Annotated in this window: 21 protein-coding genes; 6 read left to right on the forward strand and 15 right to left on the reverse strand. The window is 35.0% G+C overall.

The window, feature by feature from the left end; translation table 11 throughout:
* Nucleotides 1-49: 49 nt before the first annotated feature.
* Both WH267_RS05335 and rho read right to left on the reverse strand, forming a co-directional pair.
* Entirely contained in the window at nucleotides 50-646 is a 597-nt protein-coding gene (locus tag WH267_RS05335; RefSeq protein ID WP_115968157.1) for a superoxide dismutase, read from the reverse strand.
* A gap of 200 nt (nucleotides 647-846) precedes the next feature.
* Nucleotides 847-2,685, reverse strand: coding sequence for a transcription termination factor Rho (gene rho / locus WH267_RS05340; RefSeq protein WP_340006311.1), 1,839 nt, complete (start codon nucleotides 2,683-2,685; stop codon nucleotides 847-849).
* Between the two features lie 143 nt (nucleotides 2,686-2,828).
* Between rho and WH267_RS05345 the strand changes: the two genes are divergently transcribed.
* From WH267_RS05345 to WH267_RS05360, 4 genes are all read left to right on the forward strand, one after another.
* Complete coding sequence (locus WH267_RS05345) at nucleotides 2,829-3,218, forward strand: DUF4293 family protein (protein WP_340006313.1); 390 nt, start codon at nucleotides 2,829-2,831, stop codon at nucleotides 3,216-3,218.
* Between the two features lie 156 nt (nucleotides 3,219-3,374).
* On the forward strand, nucleotides 3,375-4,298 hold the full coding sequence (locus WH267_RS05350) for a M28 family peptidase (protein ID WP_340006314.1): 924 nt from the start codon (nucleotides 3,375-3,377) through the stop codon (nucleotides 4,296-4,298).
* 235 nt (nucleotides 4,299-4,533) lie between these two features.
* Complete coding sequence (locus tag WH267_RS05355; protein WP_115968164.1) at nucleotides 4,534-6,372, forward strand: ABC transporter ATP-binding protein; 1,839 nt, start codon at nucleotides 4,534-4,536, stop codon at nucleotides 6,370-6,372.
* Nucleotides 6,373-6,394: 22 nt separating this feature from the next.
* On the forward strand, nucleotides 6,395-6,745 hold the full coding sequence (locus WH267_RS05360) for a DUF1801 domain-containing protein (protein WP_340006318.1): 351 nt from the start codon (nucleotides 6,395-6,397) through the stop codon (nucleotides 6,743-6,745).
* A 193-nt stretch (nucleotides 6,746-6,938) separates the two neighbouring features.
* Here WH267_RS05360 and WH267_RS05365 read toward each other — a convergent pair whose 3' ends face one another.
* The 9 genes from WH267_RS05365 to rsfS all read right to left on the reverse strand — a co-directional run bounded on the left by WH267_RS05365 (nucleotide 6,939) and on the right by rsfS (nucleotide 14,743).
* The gene (locus WH267_RS05365; RefSeq protein ID WP_340006321.1) at nucleotides 6,939-7,727 is read right to left on the reverse strand and encodes a hypothetical protein; all 789 of its coding nucleotides are present in this window, start codon (nucleotides 7,725-7,727) and stop codon (nucleotides 6,939-6,941) included.
* Between the two features lie 190 nt (nucleotides 7,728-7,917).
* Entirely contained in the window at nucleotides 7,918-8,460 is a 543-nt protein-coding gene (locus tag WH267_RS05370; RefSeq protein ID WP_340006323.1) for a helix-turn-helix transcriptional regulator, read from the reverse strand.
* A gap of 617 nt (nucleotides 8,461-9,077) precedes the next feature.
* Entirely contained in the window at nucleotides 9,078-9,431 is a 354-nt protein-coding gene (locus WH267_RS05375) for a helix-turn-helix domain-containing protein (RefSeq protein WP_340006325.1), read from the reverse strand.
* Nucleotides 9,413-9,775 carry a transposase gene (locus tag WH267_RS05380; protein WP_340006327.1) on the reverse strand — a complete coding sequence of 121 codons (363 nt, stop codon included), beginning with the start codon at nucleotides 9,773-9,775 and terminating at the stop codon, nucleotides 9,413-9,415. The genes WH267_RS05375 and WH267_RS05380 overlap by 19 nt, the downstream gene beginning before the upstream one ends.
* 283 nt (nucleotides 9,776-10,058) lie before the next feature.
* Nucleotides 10,059-10,715 carry a phosphatidylserine decarboxylase family protein gene (locus tag WH267_RS05385; RefSeq protein WP_340006329.1) on the reverse strand — a complete coding sequence of 219 codons (657 nt, stop codon included), beginning with the start codon at nucleotides 10,713-10,715 and terminating at the stop codon, nucleotides 10,059-10,061.
* 4 nt (nucleotides 10,716-10,719) lie between these two features.
* Nucleotides 10,720-11,592, reverse strand: a complete 873-nt coding sequence (locus WH267_RS05390) for a phosphatidate cytidylyltransferase (RefSeq protein ID WP_115968173.1) — start codon at nucleotides 11,590-11,592, stop codon at nucleotides 10,720-10,722.
* A gap of 24 nt (nucleotides 11,593-11,616) precedes the next feature.
* The gene (locus tag WH267_RS05395; protein ID WP_340006332.1) at nucleotides 11,617-12,198 is read right to left on the reverse strand and encodes an LUD domain-containing protein; all 582 of its coding nucleotides are present in this window, start codon (nucleotides 12,196-12,198) and stop codon (nucleotides 11,617-11,619) included.
* Between the two features lie 136 nt (nucleotides 12,199-12,334).
* Nucleotides 12,335-14,356, reverse strand: coding sequence for an ATP-dependent zinc metalloprotease FtsH (ftsH, locus tag WH267_RS05400; RefSeq protein ID WP_115968176.1), 2,022 nt, complete (start codon nucleotides 14,354-14,356; stop codon nucleotides 12,335-12,337).
* Nucleotides 14,357-14,377: 21 nt separating this feature from the next.
* Nucleotides 14,378-14,743 carry a ribosome silencing factor gene (gene rsfS / locus WH267_RS05405; RefSeq protein WP_115968178.1) on the reverse strand — a complete coding sequence of 122 codons (366 nt, stop codon included), beginning with the start codon at nucleotides 14,741-14,743 and terminating at the stop codon, nucleotides 14,378-14,380.
* A gap of 87 nt (nucleotides 14,744-14,830) precedes the next feature.
* On the opposite strand from rsfS, the gene WH267_RS05410 reads away from it, so the two are divergent.
* Entirely contained in the window at nucleotides 14,831-15,547 is a 717-nt protein-coding gene (locus WH267_RS05410; protein ID WP_123320434.1) for a biotin--[acetyl-CoA-carboxylase] ligase, read from the forward strand.
* On the opposite strand, the gene WH267_RS05415 is transcribed toward WH267_RS05410, so the two are convergent.
* The 4 genes from WH267_RS05415 to WH267_RS05430 form a co-directional block, all read right to left on the reverse strand.
* Entirely contained in the window at nucleotides 15,541-16,653 is a 1,113-nt protein-coding gene (locus tag WH267_RS05415; RefSeq protein WP_340006338.1) for an LptF/LptG family permease, read from the reverse strand. The two genes, WH267_RS05410 and WH267_RS05415, sit on opposite strands and share 7 nt — an antisense overlap.
* Nucleotides 16,654-16,658: 5 nt before the next feature.
* Nucleotides 16,659-17,789 carry a tRNA guanosine(34) transglycosylase Tgt gene (tgt, locus tag WH267_RS05420; protein WP_065400151.1) on the reverse strand — a complete coding sequence of 377 codons (1,131 nt, stop codon included), beginning with the start codon at nucleotides 17,787-17,789 and terminating at the stop codon, nucleotides 16,659-16,661.
* A gap of 65 nt (nucleotides 17,790-17,854) precedes the next feature.
* The gene (locus WH267_RS05425) at nucleotides 17,855-18,220 is read right to left on the reverse strand and encodes a DUF4296 domain-containing protein (RefSeq protein WP_115968646.1); all 366 of its coding nucleotides are present in this window, start codon (nucleotides 18,218-18,220) and stop codon (nucleotides 17,855-17,857) included.
* A 47-nt stretch (nucleotides 18,221-18,267) separates the two neighbouring features.
* Nucleotides 18,268-18,984: a polyprenol monophosphomannose synthase gene (locus tag WH267_RS05430; RefSeq protein ID WP_123320432.1), complete on the reverse strand. Its 717-nt coding sequence runs from the start codon at nucleotides 18,982-18,984 to the stop codon at nucleotides 18,268-18,270.
* A 239-nt stretch (nucleotides 18,985-19,223) separates the two neighbouring features.
* Here WH267_RS05430 and WH267_RS05435 point away from each other — a divergent pair, with 239 nt between their 5' ends.
* Entirely contained in the window at nucleotides 19,224-19,892 is a 669-nt protein-coding gene (locus tag WH267_RS05435; protein WP_123320431.1) for a DUF4271 domain-containing protein, read from the forward strand.
* Nucleotides 19,893-19,902 lie beyond the last annotated feature (10 nt).

Consider the following 19,902-nt stretch of genomic DNA (forward strand, 5'->3'; position numbering starts at 1 on the left):
AAAAAGGTTCAGAAAATTCTGAACCTTTTATTTTTATAATAGCTGAAAATTATTTGTTGAATAATTCTTCTACCTTATCCCAGTTTACTACAGAGAAGAATGCAGAAACATAGTCAGGTCTTCTGTTCTGGTAGTTTAAATAATAAGCGTGCTCCCAAACGTCTAATCCTAAAACCGGAGTTCCTTTAACGTCTGCAACAGGCATTAATGGGTTATCCTGGTTTGGTGTAGAAGAAACAGATACAGAACCATCAGCATTTTTTACTAACCAAGCCCATCCTGAACCAAATCTTGTTTTAGCAGCTTCAGAAAAATCAGTTTTGAATTTTTCAAGGCCACCGTAATTTTCGATAGCAGCTTTTACATTTCCTACAGGCTCATTGCTTCCGCCAGGAGTTAAAATTTCCCAGAATAAAGAGTGGTTGAAATGTCCACCTCCATTATTTCTTACTGCCGGTTTATCAGTTCCTGTCTGGCAGATCTCTTCAATAGTTTTCCCTGCTAAATCAGTTCCTTCTATTGCTTTATTTAAATTGTCAATATACGCCTGGTGGTGTTTCGTATAGTGGATTTCCATAGTTTTTGCATCGATCGTAGGTTCTAATGCATCATATGCATATCCTAATTTTGGTAATTCAAATGACATAATCTTTATTTTTAATGTTATACTTCAAAATTAGCCAATATTTAAGGTACTATCAAAGATTGGGGATTACTTTAATAAATCTTTAACATTGATATATTGATTTAGAATGAATTAAATTTTATTTTTTTTAAAAATTACAAATATTAAACTAAAAAGCACGAATCCTGAGGACCCGTGCTTTCTATTTAACAATATTAAATTTATTTATTCATAGACATCAGGAATTCTTCATTGTTAAGAGTTCCTTTGATGTTTTTATTTACAAATTCCATTGCTTCCACAGGATTCATTTCAGAAAGATACTTTCTAAAAATCCACATTCTCTGAGAAGTTACTTCATCCAGAAGAAGATCATCTCTACGGGTACTTGAAGAAATTAAGTCAATAGCAGGATAAATTCTTCTGTTAGCAATTTTTCTGTCCAGCTGAAGTTCCATGTTACCGGTACCTTTGAATTCTTCAAAGATCACTTCATCCATTTTTGAACCGGTATCAATAAGTGCAGTGGCTATGATAGTTAAAGAGCCACCACCTTCAATTTTTCTTGCTGCTCCAAAGAATCTTTTCGGCTTGTGAAGAGCGTTAGCATCTACCCCACCGGAAAGAACTTTACCAGATGCCGGAGTCACAGTATTGTATGCTCTTGCTAATCTCGTAATTGAATCCAGTAAGATTACAACATCATGTCCGCACTCAACCATTCTTTGTGCTTTGGCAAGAACAAGGTTAGCTACTTTCACATGCTTTTCAGCAGCTTCATCAAATGTAGAAGCAATAACTTCTGCATTTACGCTTCTTTCCATGTCAGTAACCTCTTCCGGACGTTCATCAATCAGAAGGACCATCATGTATACCTCAGGGTGGTTCGCAGCGATAGAATTGGCAATATCTTTAAGCAACATCGTCTTACCTGTTTTAGGCTGTGCAACAATCATTGCTCTCTGTCCCTTACCAATGGGTGCAAATAAATCTACTATTCTTGTCGAAATTGTAGAATCACTTCCTGCAAGATTGAATTTCTCTTCAGGGAAAAGTGGTGTAAGATATTCAAATGCAACACGATCCTTAATAAATGCAAGATCACGTCCGTTTACTTCTGTAGGTTTTAATAATGAAAAATATTTTTCACCTTCTTTTGGAAGTCTTACAATTCCTTTAACGGTATCTCCCGTTTTCAACCCATAATTTCTGATTTGCGCTGTAGAAACATACACATCATCAGGAGAAGAGATATAGCTAAAGTCTGATGAACGTAAAAATCCGTAGTTATCAGGTAAAATTTCCAACACTCCTTCAATGCTTACCATTCCATCGAAACTGAATTCTTTTTTATGGTCATGCTGCTCCTCTGCCTTTTCAGAATGTCTGTTTTGATTCTGATTTTGGTGTTGGTTTTGATGCTGGTGCTGGTTTTGGTTTTGATTTTTATGTTGGTTTCCACTGTTCTGTGGATGGTTGTGTCCTTTTTGAGGTCTGTTAGCCTGTGGTTGCTGAGGAGGCGTATTGTTAGGCTTTTCTTCTGCCTGGGCAGGCTCTTGAGATTCTGTATTTTTAGGAGCTTCTGTTTTCTCCTGGGAAGTTTCTGTATTTCCTGTATTGGTAGAAACTCTTTTTCTTTTTTTCTTAGCTGAATTAGCTGCAGATGATTCTTCATTTACTGTTGCTTCTACTGCTTCAGCTATAGGCTCTTCTGTTTTTACTTCTTCAGCGACCGGCGTTTTTTCTTCTACTTTTTCCTCTACTATTGGTTCTGCCGGTGCTTTCGCATTTGCCCTTGGTTTTGCTGGGGCTTTCTTTGGAGCAGCTTTTTTTACCGGAGCCTTTACAGGTTTTTCTGCTGGAGCTTCTTCAGTATTGGTGCTGGTTTCCGTGGCGTTGAAATAATCTTTTGATACTTTAGGATTAGAAGCCTGAAAGTCAAGAATTGCAAAGATCTTATCATTATCATTGCTATTTCTTGCAACTTTAACGCCCAAATCCTTTAAGATTTTAGTCAGTTCCGTTACGGATTTTGACCTTAACGTTTCTATGTTAAACATATTTATGTAAAAATGTAATTAATTGTGAGTAAGAAAAGTAAGTCCGGTGACTTTGGTTTTCAAGTACATTGTATAATGCAAATCTACACTTATTTTTGAATTGTGCAAAATTTATGTTATTTTTGCCAAGAATTTAATATTCAATGCTACAGAGAATACAAACTATATGGGCTTTATTAGCAGTCTTAGCTGCTGTTTTCCTTTTTATAACGGGACAGGATGTTGTGATTTCCGACAGTATCCCTGTACTTAATATAGGATGTATAATCCTTGTTATCATTGGATCATTAAGTATCTTCAGTTTTAAAAACAGAAAAAGACAAATTTTGCTGAATACTATCAGCATCATTATAAACGCTTTGTTGATTGGTGTATTGGCGTACTGGCTGCTAAGCTTATCCGGAGGAATTAATTTTCCTGAGAAGGGTATTGAGCCGATTTTCCCATTAATTGCGGTAATATGTCTGCTTATAGCAAATGTATACATCCGTAAAGATGAGAGGCTCGTGAAATCTGTAGACAGACTTCGGTAACCTTACAACGATTTTTTGAGTGAGAACAGTTCCTTTTCAGGAGCTGTTTTTTATTTGTACATCCCTACTACCTGCCCGGATCAATTAATTTATGTAACTTCCATGCAACATTTTGATCAAAAAGACGACAGATCTTTTAACTTTTAATTAAAGACTATGAAAAAGCTAACTTATCTTACTTTATCACTATTCTCTATATCTGCTTTTGCACAGGAAGTTTCTAAAGAAAGAGTAAAAACCGTCATTTCCACTCTGGCATCCGATGAAATGAAAGGACGGGAGATCGGAACCCCTGAAAATGATAATGCAGCTAATTATATTGCTACTCTTTTCAAGGAAAATAACCTTGAATACTGCACAGGAAACTCATACCTTATCCCTTTTGATTATAACGGCAAAACAGCCTATAATGTTTGTGGTATAAAGAAAGGTAAATCTGATAAAAATCTTGGTTTCTCAGGACATTTTGATCATATCGGAACCAACGATAAAAGTGGAGACAATATTTATAATGGAGCTGATGATGACGCCAGCGGAATTACAACACTGGTAGGCATTGCTGATTATTTCAAAAATAAAAAGCCGGAATTTTCAATGGTTTTCATTGCCTTTAATGGAGAAGAAAAAGGAATGCTGGGATCTCAGGCTATCTCTGAGGATAAAAATCTTGATAAGATTTACAGTAATATGGCTGCTCTATTCAATTTTGAAATGGTTGCTACAGAATCTCAATGGGGAAAAAATGCGTTATATATGACAGGAGATGGTTTCTCAGATCTTGATGAATTATTCAATAAGCATGCAGCGAACGGGTTAAAAATCAATGCTGATCCTTACACAAAACAACAGCTTTTTTATCGTTCAGATAATGTCAGCTTTGTAAAAAAGAAAATTATTGCCCATTCATTTTCAACTGTTGATATGACTAAGGCGACTCATTACCATCATGTAAACGATGACATCAGTATTGTTGATGTTGATAATATGACCCGGATCATCAATAATTTTGGAAAAACACTGGATCAGTTAAATCCAAAAAACTTTGCTCCGAAATATAACGATAAGGTAAGTTTTAATTAATTCATACTTCCATAAAAAAACCGTCATCCAGGCGGTTTTATTTTTATTTTACCGGAAAGCAGAATCCCCCCTTATCATCCTACAATATCCAATCCCTTTTTAATTCTTACTTACTTTATTTCAAGGCATTGTAACAAAAACATCAATTTTGAAACTTATCATTTAAAGTAAAACAGGATTAAGAACGTCTTATCTTCTAATTTTACGTAATTTTGCTATCCAAATTTTTCATTGAATGAATGAGTATAAAAAAATACTGAGGTTCGCGAGGCCCCATCAAAAATATATCTACGGAAGTTTATTTTTCAATATTCTGTATTCTTTATTTCAGATTGCTTCCTTAGGAACTATTTTACCGGTTTTAGGAATGTTGTTTGGTACAATAAAGCCTGAAAAATATGAAACTCCCCCTGTTTATTCCGGTGACATCACAGATTTTTTCACTTATATAAAAGAATATTCAAACTATTATGTTCAGTCTTTAGTAAGTACCCATGGTGCCCTTACTGTTCTTGCCTGGCTATGTGTGATCACTGCATTTATGTTCTTGCTAAGAAATGCCTTCCGATATTTTGGGTCTTTACTGTTGATCAATTACCGTGTAGGAGTTACCAAAGACCTTCGTGGTGCGATGTACAGAAAGATTCTTTCTTTACCGGTTTCATTCTTTACAGAGAGCAGAAAGGGAGATATGATGTCCCGTATGTCTAATGACGTAGGCGATGTTGAAGGGAATATTTTGGGAAGTTTAATAGAACTTATCAATGCTCCTTTCATGCTGATCAGTACATTGGTTACCTTATTCTTTCTGAGTCCGGAAATGACTCTTTTCTCTCTTCTCGTACTTCCTGTAATGGGAACCATGATTGCACTGATCGGGAAAAGTCTTAAAAAAGATTCTCACGAAGCGCAGCATGAATTGGGTACGATCTTTTCTATTGTAGACGAAACTTTAAAGTCATCAAAGGTTATTAAGATTTTTAATGCGGAAAAGATCATGGATAACCGTTTCATGAAATCAATGAACAAATGGATTTCCAGTTCTATCAGCTTAGGTAAAAAGAAAGAGCTTGCATCGCCAATGAGCGAATTTTTAGGTTCCATTACCTTTCTGATCATTGCCTGGTATGGAGGAAAACAGATTATTGTAGAACAAAGCATCTCACCGGCTGATTTCCTTGTATTCCTTGGAATGTTCTTCCAGATCCTACCTCCGGCAAAGAGTCTGTCATCCTCTATTTCTAATGTACAAAAAGGAGAAGCTTCTCTGAAAAGAGTATTGGAAATTCTGGATGCAGATGTAAAAATCGAGGAAATTGCAGAACCGGTTTCCATCTCAACCCTTAACAGCAATATTGAATTCAAAAATATTGGATTCTACTATGATAAAGCCAATCTGATCCTTAAAAACTTTGATTTAACAATTCCTAAAGGGAAAACTGTTGCATTGGTTGGACAGAGTGGAAGTGGAAAAACAACTATCGCCAACCTTTTAGCAAGATTCTATGATGTTTCTGAAGGAGAAATTCTGGTTGACGGTGTCAATATTAAACATTTAAAACTACAGGAATACCGCCAGCTTCTGGGAATGGTAACGCAGGAATCTGTATTGTTCAATGATTCTGTTTACAACAATATTCTGATGGGTAAACCTGACGCTACCCGAGAAGAGATCATTGAAGCAGCTAAAATCGCAAATGCAGATGCTTTCATTACAGGCTTATCTGATGGATATGATACCAATATCGGAGACGATGGAAACAAGCTTTCCGGAGGTCAGAAACAAAGGGTTTCCATCGCAAGAGCTGTCTTGAAAAATCCACCGATCATGATCCTGGATGAAGCTACTTCAGCACTGGATACGGAATCTGAAAGATTTGTACAGGATGCTCTGGAGAAGATGATGGAAAACAGAACCTCTCTTGTGATTGCTCACCGTCTTTCGACAATTCAAAAAGCAGACTGGATTGTAGTGATGGAAAGAGGAACCATCGTAGAACAGGGAACTCACCACGATCTTATCGCCAAAAAAGGAATGTATAACAAACTTGTTGAACTCCAGAATTTTGACTAAACGTTTTTAAATTAATTTTAAAATGAACCCAATACAAGAGTATTTCTACAGAATCGAAGAGCCTGAAAGAAGTACTCTTCTTTTTTTACGGGAAACCATCCTGGCTTCAGATCCTGAAAATATTACAGAAACTCTCAGCTTTGGCCTTCCGTTTATCAAATACAAAAAGAAAATGCTGTGCTATTTCTATTACAGCAAAAAATACAAAAAGCATTACCTAAGTTTTTATCACGGTGATAAGTTAGATTATCCCGAACTGACACAGGATGGGAGAAAGAAGTTTAAAATCCTTTTAATTGATGTGGAAGAGGACTTACCCGTTGAATTTATATTGAGTTTACTGAATGAAGTAAAACCGTATATTAAAGGATAAATCTATTTTTCTTTTTTCATGATTTGATCCAAAAAAATATGGAATACATTACTTAATTTAAATTCAGCTGTTTTATAATTATAAAAAAACACCAATGTTATATTTCTATATCATCAGTGTTTTCAGTCATCAGTGTTTTGAGGTTGATAAATCTATTATCAATTTTCTATTTCAGGAACAAATACAATATAACTTAAACAATAACTACCTGTAAACTTATCCATCTTGTTCCATCGCTTATGATTTTCCACTGTGAATAATTCAATCCATACAGGATCTGATAGTTATTATTATTACTTCTTATATTGTACGCATTAGCTTCTGAACCAGAACCGTTGCTGATCATGGGATAATTTGTATAAACGTTGGCTCCTGTATTTGTTCCAAATCTATCACTATCATTAACAAAGTGTAAAACCCTACCTGGGCAAGTTGTCGGATCTGGCAATTGTAAATTTGAGGTAGTATTAATAAAAGGAGCTGTATTATTAATATTGGCTGTAGAATTTCCTCCTGTAGAAGTTGTAGAAAACCGCAATAGCAAAATATAATCATCAGGTTGTACCACATAAGGAGCTGCAGGTGAATAGGTCCCTGTAATGGCTTTAAAACTTTCTACAACGCCAAAAGAAGAATATCGTACATTGTGCCATTTATTTGTGGGGGCATCATAGAAATATAGTCCCACTGACGTTACATTTACCACTTTACCTGCTGCAGCACCATCCAATGTTGTAACAAAAACAACTGTGCCATTTTGGTCACCTGTGTAAACATTGTTTTTTGCTGAAAGTTGCGCTCTGGTTAATCTAGGTACTGTTAACCCATCAGGGACTGATGGTGATCCGGCTTTACCTTCGATATGAAGGGTTGATTTTGGTTCGTTTGTTCCAATCCCTACGCTTCCGGTTGTTATAGTCTGACCAAAAGCAATGCTACTACATGATAAAAATATCATGGGAACTATTCCATTTTTTTTCATAGTGTATTCAATTTTTACTTGTTTAAAAAAAATTATTAAATAAATAAAATCAATTATGACAAAAGATTCCTTACTATATTAAATAAATATATTACGTAGGCAAAAATATTAAATAAATTTATATAACAAAAAAATAACCATACGCAATACTACTCATGAGTATTAAAACTCACAAAACATAATAATAATACTATATTTTAAGGATAAAGTTATTAATATTAATATCGGAACTAATTCCTAATTTTTTACGAATTCTGTATTTGCGACTCTCTACAGCTCTTACACTACAGTTTATACATGAAGCTATTTTTTTTGTATCAAAATTCAACCTCATTAGAGCACAGATATATAATTCAGAATATATAAGATTAGAATTAATATTTAAGATATTAGGAATGAAATCAGGAAAATACAGCTGAAATTTTTCAAAAAAAACTGGTGAATCATTTTCGGCAAGTTCTATAATTTCTGTTATATTATCTTCTGTCAAATTATTATTAATGATCTGTTGTTTCATCAATTCATGATTCACTTTCTGAAGAACTCCAATGGTACTATCCTTAATCTCCGTTTCTTTCATCAGACCATAAATAAGGTTATTCTTTTGTGAAATAAAATAAATGTCAATTATAAATGTAATAATCACAAAAAGAATATTAAGAAGCTTAATCAGTTTAAAATCTTCCTGTTTAATAAACTTACTTTTGGGTAGAAAGTCTATTTCAAGATACATAGAACCAATAAAATTGACTGTTATGAATGTTAAAATTAGAAATATAAAAAAATAATCTTCCTTATAATTAAAAAAGAAAGGAATAGCAAATATAAGTGAAAAATAAAAATATTCAACGCCCACACTTTTCCAGGTATATATATAAAAACAACTAACAAAAAGTGTAAGCATTATAAATACGGCGGTAATAGTCTTTTTTAAAATATTCCTCAATCGGGTTGTTTTCCCTTTAATACTTAACATAAATATCCAAAAAAGAGAAGTAAAAACAAGGCATGCAGAGATGAGAGTATCACCAAAGAAGGAAATAATAAACACGGAATAAAAAAAGTCTAAGAAAAAAAGAAACAGAACATAACGATGGATAAGGTCTAAAGACTGATATTCAAAATCATTAGTTGGCTTCTCTAAGTTGTAAGTTATTATCTTGGAAAAAAAATTTTTCAGCATTTTTTTAATCTTTACTATAATAATTCTGCAGGCAATTTTAAAGAATTGCACAACTAGGTTTTTATACAACTAAATATATAAAAGAAATTTAACAGCGTACAGTTTTTTGAATAAAAAATTCTACGCTGTTAAATTTGCAGTTTAATTTTTTTTTAAAGCAATTAGATTTAAATTCTACACTTATAAATATTCCACCATTTTGCAAGTGTATTTCTACTTATCCTGAAATGAAGAGCTGTTGCAGTATTATTAAGCTGGTTCTTATATTGATAATTAAGAATTTTTAAAATAGAACCTTCGTCGTAGGAGCGAAGTTTTTGGTTTCCAATTCCATTTAACAGTCCCGATTCACCAAAAACGAGTGTATTAAGGTTAAGAATATCCAGAGCCCCTTCAATACTTTTAATTTTATTCATGATTTGTAAATCATCTTTTTTTTCAGGATATTTTTCATTAATAATATCAGTATATATCTGTTTGTAATCCGGGCCTCTATCTCTTATTATACTTTTTTGATCCATTTGTACAAGGTTGTTTTAGGTATTCTATATTTAACAATTACTTCTTGCGGAGTCATCTCCTTCCTAAGGATTTTGTCCAGTATAAAACTTTTAACTTCTTCAGTATATATATTTTTTCTGAATACCGGAAGATCACTTTTTTCAGACACAATCCTATTACCAGGAGGTGCATAAAGAACCAAATACCCTGTGAATAATCTAAAATAATCATATTTTAAAAGCTTACTCCATCTGAGTAAAAGATGAGTATCAATACTGCTTTGTTGATACATTTTTTTTATATCAACTTCATCGCATTTTAAAAATTTAGCTGCTCTTTCGGAAGAGATCTGAAGTTCTTCCATTCGAATTTGCAACAGTGTACCAATATGGATTTCTTTTAAATTCATTTTCAACAGTTCTTTATGTAACACATTTTAGATTCTCTTAATCCTCTAAAAAAATTATATTTTAAGGAGCCAAAAATATTAAGTAGACCTTATAAATACTATACAATATGGTACGCAATACCACTCATGAGTAGAAAAACTCACAAAACGTTATTCTTTCATTTACCCTAAACAGTTGAAATAAAAAAGGAGAAAACCATTTAAGATTTTCTCCTTTTTATTATGTAACAGTTATAAACTAATTTTGTTTAAGCTTTGCAATAACATCCAAACCACCTTTTGTAATATCTCCGATCTTACAGATGATTTCAGTATCTAAAGGCAGGAATACGTCCATTCTCGACCCGAATTTAATAAATCCGAACTCATGCCCGGCTTTTGCCTGATCTCCTTCATTACAGTAGAATACGATCCTTCTGGCTACATATCCTGCAATCTGTCTGAAAACAACTTTATGGTTGGTTAAAGTTTCAACAGCTACTGTTGTTCTTTCGTTTTCAGTAGAAGATTTTTCATGCCATGCTACCAGGTATTTTCCCGGATGGTATTTTTTGTACACCACTTTCCCGGTAACCGGATATCTACAGATGTGTACATTCAATGGAGACATAAAGATAGAAACCTGAATGGCCTTTCCTTTAATGAATTCATTTTCTTCCACTTCCTTGATCATTACTACTTTTCCGTCAACCGGAGCGATAACATTCTCTTTGTGGTCAAGAATAGTACGGCTTGGAACTCTGAAAAACCAGAATACAAGACAATAAATGACCAACAAAGGTACGATGATCAACAAAGACCATATTTTAAGGAAATAGATGGCTAATGCTCCCAATACCAGAAAAAGTATTGTCGCTACGGTAATCGTTCCTTTTGATTCTCTATGCAATTTCATGAGACTAAATAAATTTTTCTAAAATAAAGTACAAATATACGACAGGAACGCAGATAATAAAACTATCCAGCCTATCTAATACTCCTCCATGACCTGGAATGATGTTTCCACTGTCCTTCACACCGAAGTTTCTCTTCAGCTGACTTTCTACCAAATCCCCCAGTGGAGCAAAAGCTGCCACTAAAAATCCTACAACCATCCAGTTGGCACGAAGCTCAGGCTGATAATGTTCTATAAAGTAAGATAAAACCAATGTTAAAACAACACCACCCGCATATCCTTCCCATGTTTTTTTAGGGGAAATCTTAGGTGCCATTTTATGTTTTCCAAAGAATTTACCTACCAGATAAGCAAAAGTATCACTACTCCAGATCAGGATAAACAGAAAGAGGACCTCCAGAGAAAAACTTTCATTATAGCTGGAGAATTTAGGTAACCCTAATGCAAAGCTGAACGGAAGAGCCACATAAATGACCGTAAAGATCAGCTTTCCGCTGTCATAGTATAATTCGTTAGGATATTTGAATAAAGTGACTACAGCTATACCAATCAGCGCCAGCGCCAATATTTCGCTTAGTCTGAAATCAAAAAAGAAATCGTGATGGAAATATCGTTTGGAAAAAATATAGAATATGAAAATAACCAATGGATAAACCACCCATTTTTCATATCCGTTTCCGAATTTCATGACTTTAACACATTCCCAGGTTCCTACGATCAGTAAAAGACTCATCAATCCATGATAAAGATACTGCTGCTGAATAAGGCCGGGAAAAACACTATTGATAAACTGTGCTCCCAACGGAGTAGAACAAAGAATGATAATGGCTACATAAACGAGACCTGAAACGGTTCTTTGAATAAGATTTTTGTCCAAAATTTAAAATTTAGAGGTGGGTGCTTAATCTTCAAGCAACAATAAAAACAGTTTTGTATTGGAATTGGAAGAACTGTCCATTTTAGACTGGCTTCCACTGATGGAAGTAAGGTTCTTGATATTTCCGTTTCTTTTTATTTTCCCCATGGCATCATTCAGGTTGTTTACAATCTGTGAAACATTGGCAATGATAACAATCTTATCCGGCAACCTTGAAGAATGATAATGAAGAATATTATTGTGAGAAAGCATAATTCTCCCGTCGTAAGCAATCAGGTATTCACAGGTGATGAATGCTGCTTCATTAGACGGCTGCAGTTCTGAAGTATAGGAAGTCTTTACAACATTTAAAAAGTTCTGAAGTTCCTTATCCCAACAGAACAGATTATTAATACCTTCTATCTTGATAATTTGATTTAAAGTCTGTAGAGCCTCCGCTTCATCTGCACAATAATTAAAAAATCCCCCCGAATGCGTAAATAATTGCGCAAACTTATAGTCGAGATCCGCATTTTTCAGCGAATCCCCAAGCTTCTCCAGGCTCTGTTCTTCCTCTTCCTCAGGCTGGTTGGTAAGTTTGCTTACAATCCTCTTGAATAAATTCAACTTAATCTATTTTTAGTCAACTTTATACAAAAATAGAAAATAAATTACAATAGATTCCAAAATATCTCCTTAAATATGAAAAAACCTGACAATTTTAAAGTTGTCAGGTTTAATATATCCTATTTTTAAGATGATTTTAAAGCTGTGTCGGGCTTTCTGGAGCCTGTATTTCGCTTTCTTCCTCTTTCTCTTTAATCTGAGGAGTTTCCAGTACTTCCGGCAGATCTTTTTCAGGGATCGTATTGGTAACCGGTTTCTCTGTCAATTCAGGATCCCATGCTCTTTTTCCGAAAATCTCTTCAAGGTCTTCACGGAAGATCACTTCTTTTTCTAAAAGCTTATTGGCAAGAGCATCAAGCTTATCCTTATTTTCTGTAAGAATTCTTATTGCTCTGTCATATTGCTCACTTACAAATCTCTTGATTTCATCATCAATCACCTCTGCTGTTTTCTCAGAATATGGCTTAGAGAATGAATAATCAGACTGACCTGAGCTGTCATAGTAAGAAACGTGTCCTACTTTTTCACTCAAACCATAGATTGTAACCATCGAGTTGGCCTGTTTGTAAGCTCTTTCCAGGTCATTTTGTGCTCCTGTAGAGTAATCACCCAATGCTACCTGCTCTGCTGCTCTTCCTCCTAAAAGTGAACACATTTCGTCAAGTAACTGTTCAGTTGTTGTAATCTGTCTTTCTTCCGGTAAGTACCATGCTGCTCCCAGGGAACGACCTCTTGGTACAATAGTTACCTTCAACAATGGTGATGCATGCTCTGTAAGCCATGAAACGGTTGCATGACCTGCCTCATGGAATGCAATTCTTCTCTTCTCAGAAGGCTTAATTGCTTTATTCTTTTTCTCAAGACCACCAATAATTCTGTCTACTGCATCCAGGAAATCCTGTTTTACTACGAACTCGTGGCTGTTTCTTGCTGCAATAAGTGCTGCTTCATTACATAGATTAGCGATATCTGCACCACTGAACCCTGGAGTCTGTTTTGCCAAGAAATCTCTGTCTACGCTGTCATCAAGCTTGATTTTCTTTAAGTGAACGTCAAGAATCTGTCTTCTCTCATGTAATTCCGGAAGGTCTACGTAGATTGAACGGTCAAAACGTCCTGCTCTCATCAAAGCTTTATCAAGGATATCCGCTCTGTTGGTTGCAGCCATTACGATAACATTTGTATCGGTTCCGAAACCATCCATTTCAGTAAGAAGCTGGTTCAATGTATTTTCTCTTTCATCATTTCCGCCAGAGAAATTATTTTTACCTCTTGCACGTCCGATGGCATCAATCTCATCAATAAAGATGATCGCCGGAGATTTAGCTTTCGCCTGAGCAAAAAGATCTCTTACTCTGGATGCTCCAACTCCTACAAACATTTCCACGAAATCTGATCCTGAAAGTGAGAAGAACGGAACTTTAGCTTCTCCTGCAACAGCCTTAGCCAATAAGGTTTTACCTGTTCCCGGAGGCCCTACCAAAAGTACTCCTTTAGGGATCTTACCTCCTAATTTTGTATATTTTTCAGAGTTTTTCAAGAAATCTACAACTTCCTGAACTTCTTCTTTAGCTCCTTCCAATCCAGCAACATCTTTAAATGTTACCTGAATTCTTTCTTTTTCATCGAAAAGTTTTGCTTTAGATTTCCCGATAGAGAAAATCTGTCCGCCAGGGCCTCCGCCACCACCCATCTTTCTGAAAAGAAGGAAGTAGAATAATCCCAAGATCGCAATCCAGATCAATGCGGATATCAGAATATCTGCAAAAGGACTTTTTCCGGTTCCGTAATCTTTAGCGGTTTTAATAGCCGGATTGGTCGCCTTGATCTGTTCAAATTTCTGAAGAAATAGTTGAAGATCCCCGTATTTTACAGAATAATCTGCTTTTGGGGCCATATCTAAAGCTGAAAAAGGGTTGTTTTCCTTTCCGGTTTTGGAAACCATTGCTGATTTTGCTTCTTTGGTAAGGAAAACATCAGCTTTCTCTATGTCTTTGTATATAATAATATTCTGGACTTTACCCGCCTGCATTTCTCTAAAGAAACCATCTTCATCAATAGTTTTTGCTGCATCTCCACCAAGGAAATTGGAACCGAAGAAAAGCAAAAGAGCTATGATTGCAATAGGAAAGAACCAGTTGAATCCTTTGTTATTCATTTAGACTTTTTAAAATTTTTATTATTCATTTTCAATTTTGGTAATGACTGCGTCACCCCAAAGTTCTTCTATATCGTAATACTCACGTACATCTTTTTGAAATATATGAACCACTACAGAAACGTAATCTACCAATATCCACATGGCATTTTCATTACCTTCTACATGCCAAGGTCTGTCTTTCAGATCGTTTCTTACTTTTTTCTCTACATTCCCAGCTAATGCTGATACTTGTGTATTTGAGTTTCCGCTACATATTACGAACGTCTCCGCTACTGAGTTTTCAATGTTTGATAGATCAAAGATCATGATATCTTCTCCCTTTACATCTTGAAGTGCTTCAACGATTTTATCTATTAGTGCTTGTTTTTCTGCTGTTTTATTCATTAAAAAAATACTATAATCTGCAAATTTATTGTTTTTTCTTTACTTTAACCTTACTTTTACCCGCTTAATGTCTTAAAGTTTTCTTAAATGAGTCAACTCTTCTATCTGAAAGAATGTTCTTCTACTAATGACGAAATATCAAAGTTTTTACTTTATAAAAATTCAGATTTTATAGGATTGCATACTTTCAATCAAACCAAAGGCCGTGGTCAGTATGGAAATGTATGGACTCCAACCGCCGGGAAAAACCTGGCTTATACGCTGGCAGTGAATACTCAAAACATCCTGTGCTCCGACTTTATATTCAATTATTATACCGCAATTATTGTCAGGGATTTCCTGGCCAATTTGGCTGATTATGATGTGAAAATTAAATGGCCGAATGATATTATCCTTAAAGGTAAAAAAATCGTTGGAATTTTGATTGAAAAGAAAAAAATTAATCAGAACAATTATTTTATTATCGGAACCGGAATCAATATTCTTCAGGATAAATTTGAAAAAATATCTACCGCAGGTTCACTCCTGACACAGACAGGGCAGGAATTTGACATTGAAGACCTTAGTTTAAGACTTCACGAATTCTTATCTGAAAAACTTAAAAATATTCCTTCTGACCAGGAAATACTGGACAGGTTCAATAAAAATTTGTTCCGAAAGGATGAAATCTCCGTTTTTGAAATCGAAAAAGAGAGACAAAATGGCATCATTCGAAATGCAGACAAAAAAGGTGAACTTTGGATCGAATTGGAAAAGGACGGGATGTGTTCTTTCTACCACAAAGAAGTAAAACTCCTTTACTGATTTGCTCTTTTGATATAAAGATAAAGGGTAAGCGGCAGGAATACGAGATTAGGAAGCCACATAGCCAATGCAGGCGACAGGCTCTTATTTTCCGAAACTACCTTTAAAGCTTCAAACGAAAAGACAAAAAGGAAAGCCAGCGAAATCCCGATAGCAAGGTTGATTCCCAAACCACCCCTCTTCTTTTGTGATGACAGGGAAAGGGCAAGGAAAGTCAGAATAATGATAGAAACAGGCATTGAAGTTCTCTGATGAAGCTCATTCAGATATGAATTCAGGTTACTGTTTCCTCTTGCTTTTTCTCTTTCAATGAATTTTAAAAGCTCAGGAGTTGTCTTGTTCTGTCCCAAAAGCTCATTAGGGAAAAGTTCTTCAGGAGAATGGCTATAGTTTTTCTTAAGCTCCAAACCGCTGTTCAGCGTTTCTGAATTATTTTTATTAATGGTTTTTTCAAGATAATTATTTAGGACAAACTGTTTTATATCCTTATTCCAGTACACTTCACTGGCTTTTAGTTCATAAACCATTTTTCTGTCCTTATCAAACTTCTGGTAAACAAATCCAGATCCTCTCTTTTCTCTTTTATTCCAGGAATCTACAAAGATATACTCTGTTCTGCTGAGCTGTGAAGAAGCCGGAGCTGTTCCAAGAATCTTTTCCTTATTGGCGGCATTATAGGTATAGGCCTCCAATTCATTTTTTTTGATATTTGCCCACGGGAGAACTAAATGGTACACCACAAGAGCTCCTAATGCAATCAGGATTGAAGTATAAAGATAAGGTTTTGAAAATCTGTGAAAACTGGCACCACTACTGATAATGGCTACAATTTCAGTATTATTTGCCATCCTGGAAGTGAAATAGATCACGGTAATAAAGACCAGAATGGAAAGGAACGTTACTACAAGATTAATAATCCAGTAAGGATAAAAATGAAGCAGAAAATACCCCAGATCCAGTTTGGGATCTAACGCTTTTGCATTTTCTATCCTTGGAATTTTTTGCTGAACGTCGATGACAAGCACCACTATAGACAATAGCACCAGCATGAAACTGAAAGTTCCAAGGTACTTTTTAATGATATATTTGTCTACAATCTTAAGCATAATTCTTACAGTCTTTGTCTAAGAACAGGTACTACAGAGTTTTTCCACTCATAGAAATCTCCAGCAAGGATATGTTCTCTTGCAACTTTTACCAGATCAAGATAAAACGCAAGGTTATGAATTGAAGCAATCTGTTTTGCCAGGTATTCTTTTGAAACAAACAGGTGACGAAGGTACGCTTTTGAATATTCACGGTCTACAAAGCTGGTCCCGAATTCATCCAAAGGCGAAAAGTCACGCTTCCATTTTTCGTTTTTAAGGTTCATTACCCCTTGCCATGTGAAAAGCATTGCATTTCTGGCATTTCTTGTAGGCATAACGCAATCCATCATATCAATTCCCAGTCCAATAGATTCCAGGATATTCCAAGGAGTTCCAACTCCCATCAGGTATCTTGGTTTTTCTTTGGGAAGAATATCTGTTACTTCATCAGTAATTCTGTACATTTCCTCTTCAGGCTCTCCCACTGAAAGCCCTCCAATTGCATTCCCTTCTGCTCCTGCTTCAGAAATTACCTCTGCAGAAATTTTTCTTAAATCGGAATAGGTAGATCCCTGAACAATCGGGAAAAGTCTTTGCTTATGTCCGTACAATTCAGGATTATCATTGGTCCAGTCGATACATCTTTTTAACCAACGGTGTGTAAGTTCCATGGATGATTTTGCCTGGTTATAATCACAAGGATAAGGAGTACATTCGTCAAAAGCCATGAAAATATCTGCTCCGATCTGTCTTTGAATCTCCATTGATCTTTCCGGAGAGAACATGTGATAACTTCCGTCAATATGGGATTTGAACCTGGCTCCTTCTTCTGTCATTTTTCTGTTGCTCGCCAAAGAGAACACCTGAAAACCTCCTGAATCTGTAAGAATAGGAAGATCCCAGTTCATGAATTTATGTAAACCACCTGCATCCTGCATTGTTTCCATTCCTGGGCGAAGGTAAAGGTGGTAAGTATTTCCCAGAATAATCTGAGCTTTAATGTCTTCTTTTAATTCTCTCTGATGAACTGTTTTTACACTCGCAACAGTTCCTACCGGCATAAAGATAGGCGTTTGAATCTTTCCGTGATCTGTAGTGATCTCTCCTGCTCTGGCTTTTCCTTCAGAGGTTTTTTCTATATTAAAAAATTTCATTTGTACACTTTTTAGTTGATTACTATCAACGATTGTCATTGTCCGGGCAAAGCCCACTTCATCATTTATCTTAAAGGCGTGCCTATTTCAGCCTGCTTCAACTTATCTTTTACATATTTATCCGCTTTTGGATCTTTCTTCAGTAAAATCTGCTGCGCTTCATTGGCAATATCTTCCATTTCTTCTTTGATCACATAATATTTAAAGCTCTCAACAAAATCAGAAGGCTTTACTTTATGGGATTTTAAAATAAACCGGGTACCGGCCTCCATATTTTTGTCCTGAAACATAAAATTAGCCTGATCGGTAACAATAAGGTCAGCAATAACTTCTGCCATCACGTCCTGATCGACCAGGTTTTTAGGCTTATCGATATAATCACTGCATGAAAACAGTCCCAGAAAAACAAAAACAAGGATCATTTTTTTCATCAGCTTATTTTTATACTTTTTTAATGGAAGAAAAGGCATGCTCCGTTTTATAATCTATTGATAATTGATTTCCACTTCAGGTTTAAAACACCAAAAACAGCTTCATGGATAATTCCGCCATTCATTTTACTTTCTCCTAAAATTCTGTTGGTAAATATAATAGGAACTTCCACAATTCTGAAACCTTTTTTGAAAGCTCTGAACTTCATTTCTATCTGAAACCCGTATCCTTTCAGCCTTACATTATCTAATCCTATCTCTTCCAATACTTTTCGTGAGAAGCAGACAAAACCGGCTGTAGTATCATGAATAGGCAGTCCTAAAATAAATCTTACATATTTCGAAGCGAAATAGGACAACAATACTCTTCCCATAGGCCAGTTCACCACATTTACTCCTTTTGAATACCGGGAACCGATGGCCATATCTGCATTCAGACAAGCTTCAAATAGTTTAGGCAGATCATTGGGATTATGTGAAAAATCAGCATCCATTTCAAAAATGTAGTCGTAATTATTTTCGATCGCCCACTTAAATCCATGAATATAGGCTTTACCCAAACCGTCTTTAGTATGTCTTATCGACAGATGCAGGTAATGGGGATGGTTCTTTTGCAGTTCTTTTACCACTTCCGCAGTTCCATCGGGAGAAGAATCATCTACCACTAAGATATGAAAGTCATCCTCCAATGCAAAAACCGCGGAAATAATATTTTCAATATTTTCCTTTTCGTTATATGTTGGGATGATGACGAGTTTTTTCATTTCAGTTTGCAAAGATAGTTTATTTAACCTTTTTATTTTATACAAAATAATCTATAATTTTGCAAAAATCTTTTTCAAAGATTCGCAGCTCAGACAAAGATTGTTTTCGCAGTTCTGAATGAGATAGAAAAATTGTTGAAAAATAGGTTTAAGATTAGATTTAACAGATGAAGCAATAAAGAAAATCTATGCCAAGTTGTGTTATTTATAGTTAAATAAAAAAATAAAAAACTTAAAATTTGCCGTCATCACCAAACTACATCAATCATGTAAGAATACCTGAGAACAACGATTGGGTCATTTTTATACTTATAGGCTGTATATTTTTATATGTTTTCATGATGAACATTATAGAAAGGGATGCCAGTCTTAAAGACTTTCTGCTTCAAAAGTATTTTGATGCCAGTAATAACCTGCCGAGCTGGATCATTACTTCCTGTGTGATCACGCTTACGTTGTCTGTTTTGATTTCTCAGTATATTCCGGTAGTCCCTAAATATATTGCAGATCTGCAGGTTGGGGGATACCAGCTTAATAAGTTTGGGTATACTTTGCTGGCGGTTATGTTTTTTTATCTGATCAAATCAACATTAGGTTATTTATTTTATCAAAGTATTGGAGATGGAAAAAAATGGACAATTTTTTATTTCACCTCTACAAAGTTCTATTTCATCCTGTCTTTTTTGTTGATAATTCTGTGTATCACCCATTATTACTTCCCTATAGACAGAAATAAAATGTTCCTGTATTATTTCTCATTCTTTTCTTTTGTATTCATTTTCAAAGTTTTTTTCTATTTATTTCACAAGAACAAGATTCTTCCCGAGAAATGGTATTATAAATTTTTGTATATTTGCACGCTCCAAATCGCACCATTATTACTGCTTTGGAAGTTGTTATTTTTTTAATAAATGTCAA

Origin of the sequence: Chryseobacterium sp. MYb328 (genome assembly GCF_037572595.1) — a bacterium.
Taxonomy (GTDB): Bacteria; Bacteroidota; Bacteroidia; order Flavobacteriales; family Weeksellaceae; genus Chryseobacterium; species Chryseobacterium pennae.

What these genes read in the sequence shown, in the direction of transcription:
- WH267_RS05335 (WP_115968157.1), bottom strand. Translation starts at nt 646, where the DNA reads ATGTCATTTGAATTACCAAAATTAGGATATGCATATGATGCATTAGAA.
- rho (WP_340006311.1), bottom strand. Translation starts at nt 2,685, where the DNA reads ATGTTTAACATAGAAACGTTAAGGTCAAAATCCGTAACGGAACTGACT.
- WH267_RS05345 (WP_340006313.1), top strand. Translation starts at nt 2,829, where the DNA reads ATGCTACAGAGAATACAAACTATATGGGCTTTATTAGCAGTCTTAGCT.
- WH267_RS05350 (WP_340006314.1), top strand. Translation starts at nt 3,375, where the DNA reads ATGAAAAAGCTAACTTATCTTACTTTATCACTATTCTCTATATCTGCT.
- WH267_RS05355 (WP_115968164.1), top strand. Translation starts at nt 4,534, where the DNA reads ATGAATGAGTATAAAAAAATACTGAGGTTCGCGAGGCCCCATCAAAAA.
- WH267_RS05360 (WP_340006318.1), top strand. Translation starts at nt 6,395, where the DNA reads ATGAACCCAATACAAGAGTATTTCTACAGAATCGAAGAGCCTGAAAGA.
- WH267_RS05365 (WP_340006321.1), bottom strand. Translation starts at nt 7,727, where the DNA reads ATGAAAAAAAATGGAATAGTTCCCATGATATTTTTATCATGTAGTAGC.
- WH267_RS05370 (WP_340006323.1), bottom strand. Translation starts at nt 8,460, where the DNA reads ATGTATCTTGAAATAGACTTTCTACCCAAAAGTAAGTTTATTAAACAG.
- WH267_RS05375 (WP_340006325.1), bottom strand. Translation starts at nt 9,431, where the DNA reads ATGGATCAAAAAAGTATAATAAGAGATAGAGGCCCGGATTACAAACAG.
- WH267_RS05380 (WP_340006327.1), bottom strand. Translation starts at nt 9,775, where the DNA reads ATGGAAGAACTTCAGATCTCTTCCGAAAGAGCAGCTAAATTTTTAAAA.
- WH267_RS05385 (WP_340006329.1), bottom strand. Translation starts at nt 10,715, where the DNA reads ATGAAATTGCATAGAGAATCAAAAGGAACGATTACCGTAGCGACAATA.
- ftsH (WP_115968176.1), bottom strand. Translation starts at nt 14,356, where the DNA reads ATGAATAACAAAGGATTCAACTGGTTCTTTCCTATTGCAATCATAGCT.
- rsfS (WP_115968178.1), bottom strand. Translation starts at nt 14,743, where the DNA reads ATGAATAAAACAGCAGAAAAACAAGCACTAATAGATAAAATCGTTGAA.
- WH267_RS05410 (WP_123320434.1), top strand. Translation starts at nt 14,831, where the DNA reads ATGAGTCAACTCTTCTATCTGAAAGAATGTTCTTCTACTAATGACGAA.
- WH267_RS05415 (WP_340006338.1), bottom strand. Translation starts at nt 16,653, where the DNA reads ATGCTTAAGATTGTAGACAAATATATCATTAAAAAGTACCTTGGAACT.
- tgt (WP_065400151.1), bottom strand. Translation starts at nt 17,789, where the DNA reads ATGAAATTTTTTAATATAGAAAAAACCTCTGAAGGAAAAGCCAGAGCA.
- WH267_RS05425 (WP_115968646.1), bottom strand. Translation starts at nt 18,220, where the DNA reads ATGAAAAAAATGATCCTTGTTTTTGTTTTTCTGGGACTGTTTTCATGC.
- WH267_RS05430 (WP_123320432.1), bottom strand. Translation starts at nt 18,984, where the DNA reads ATGAAAAAACTCGTCATCATCCCAACATATAACGAAAAGGAAAATATT.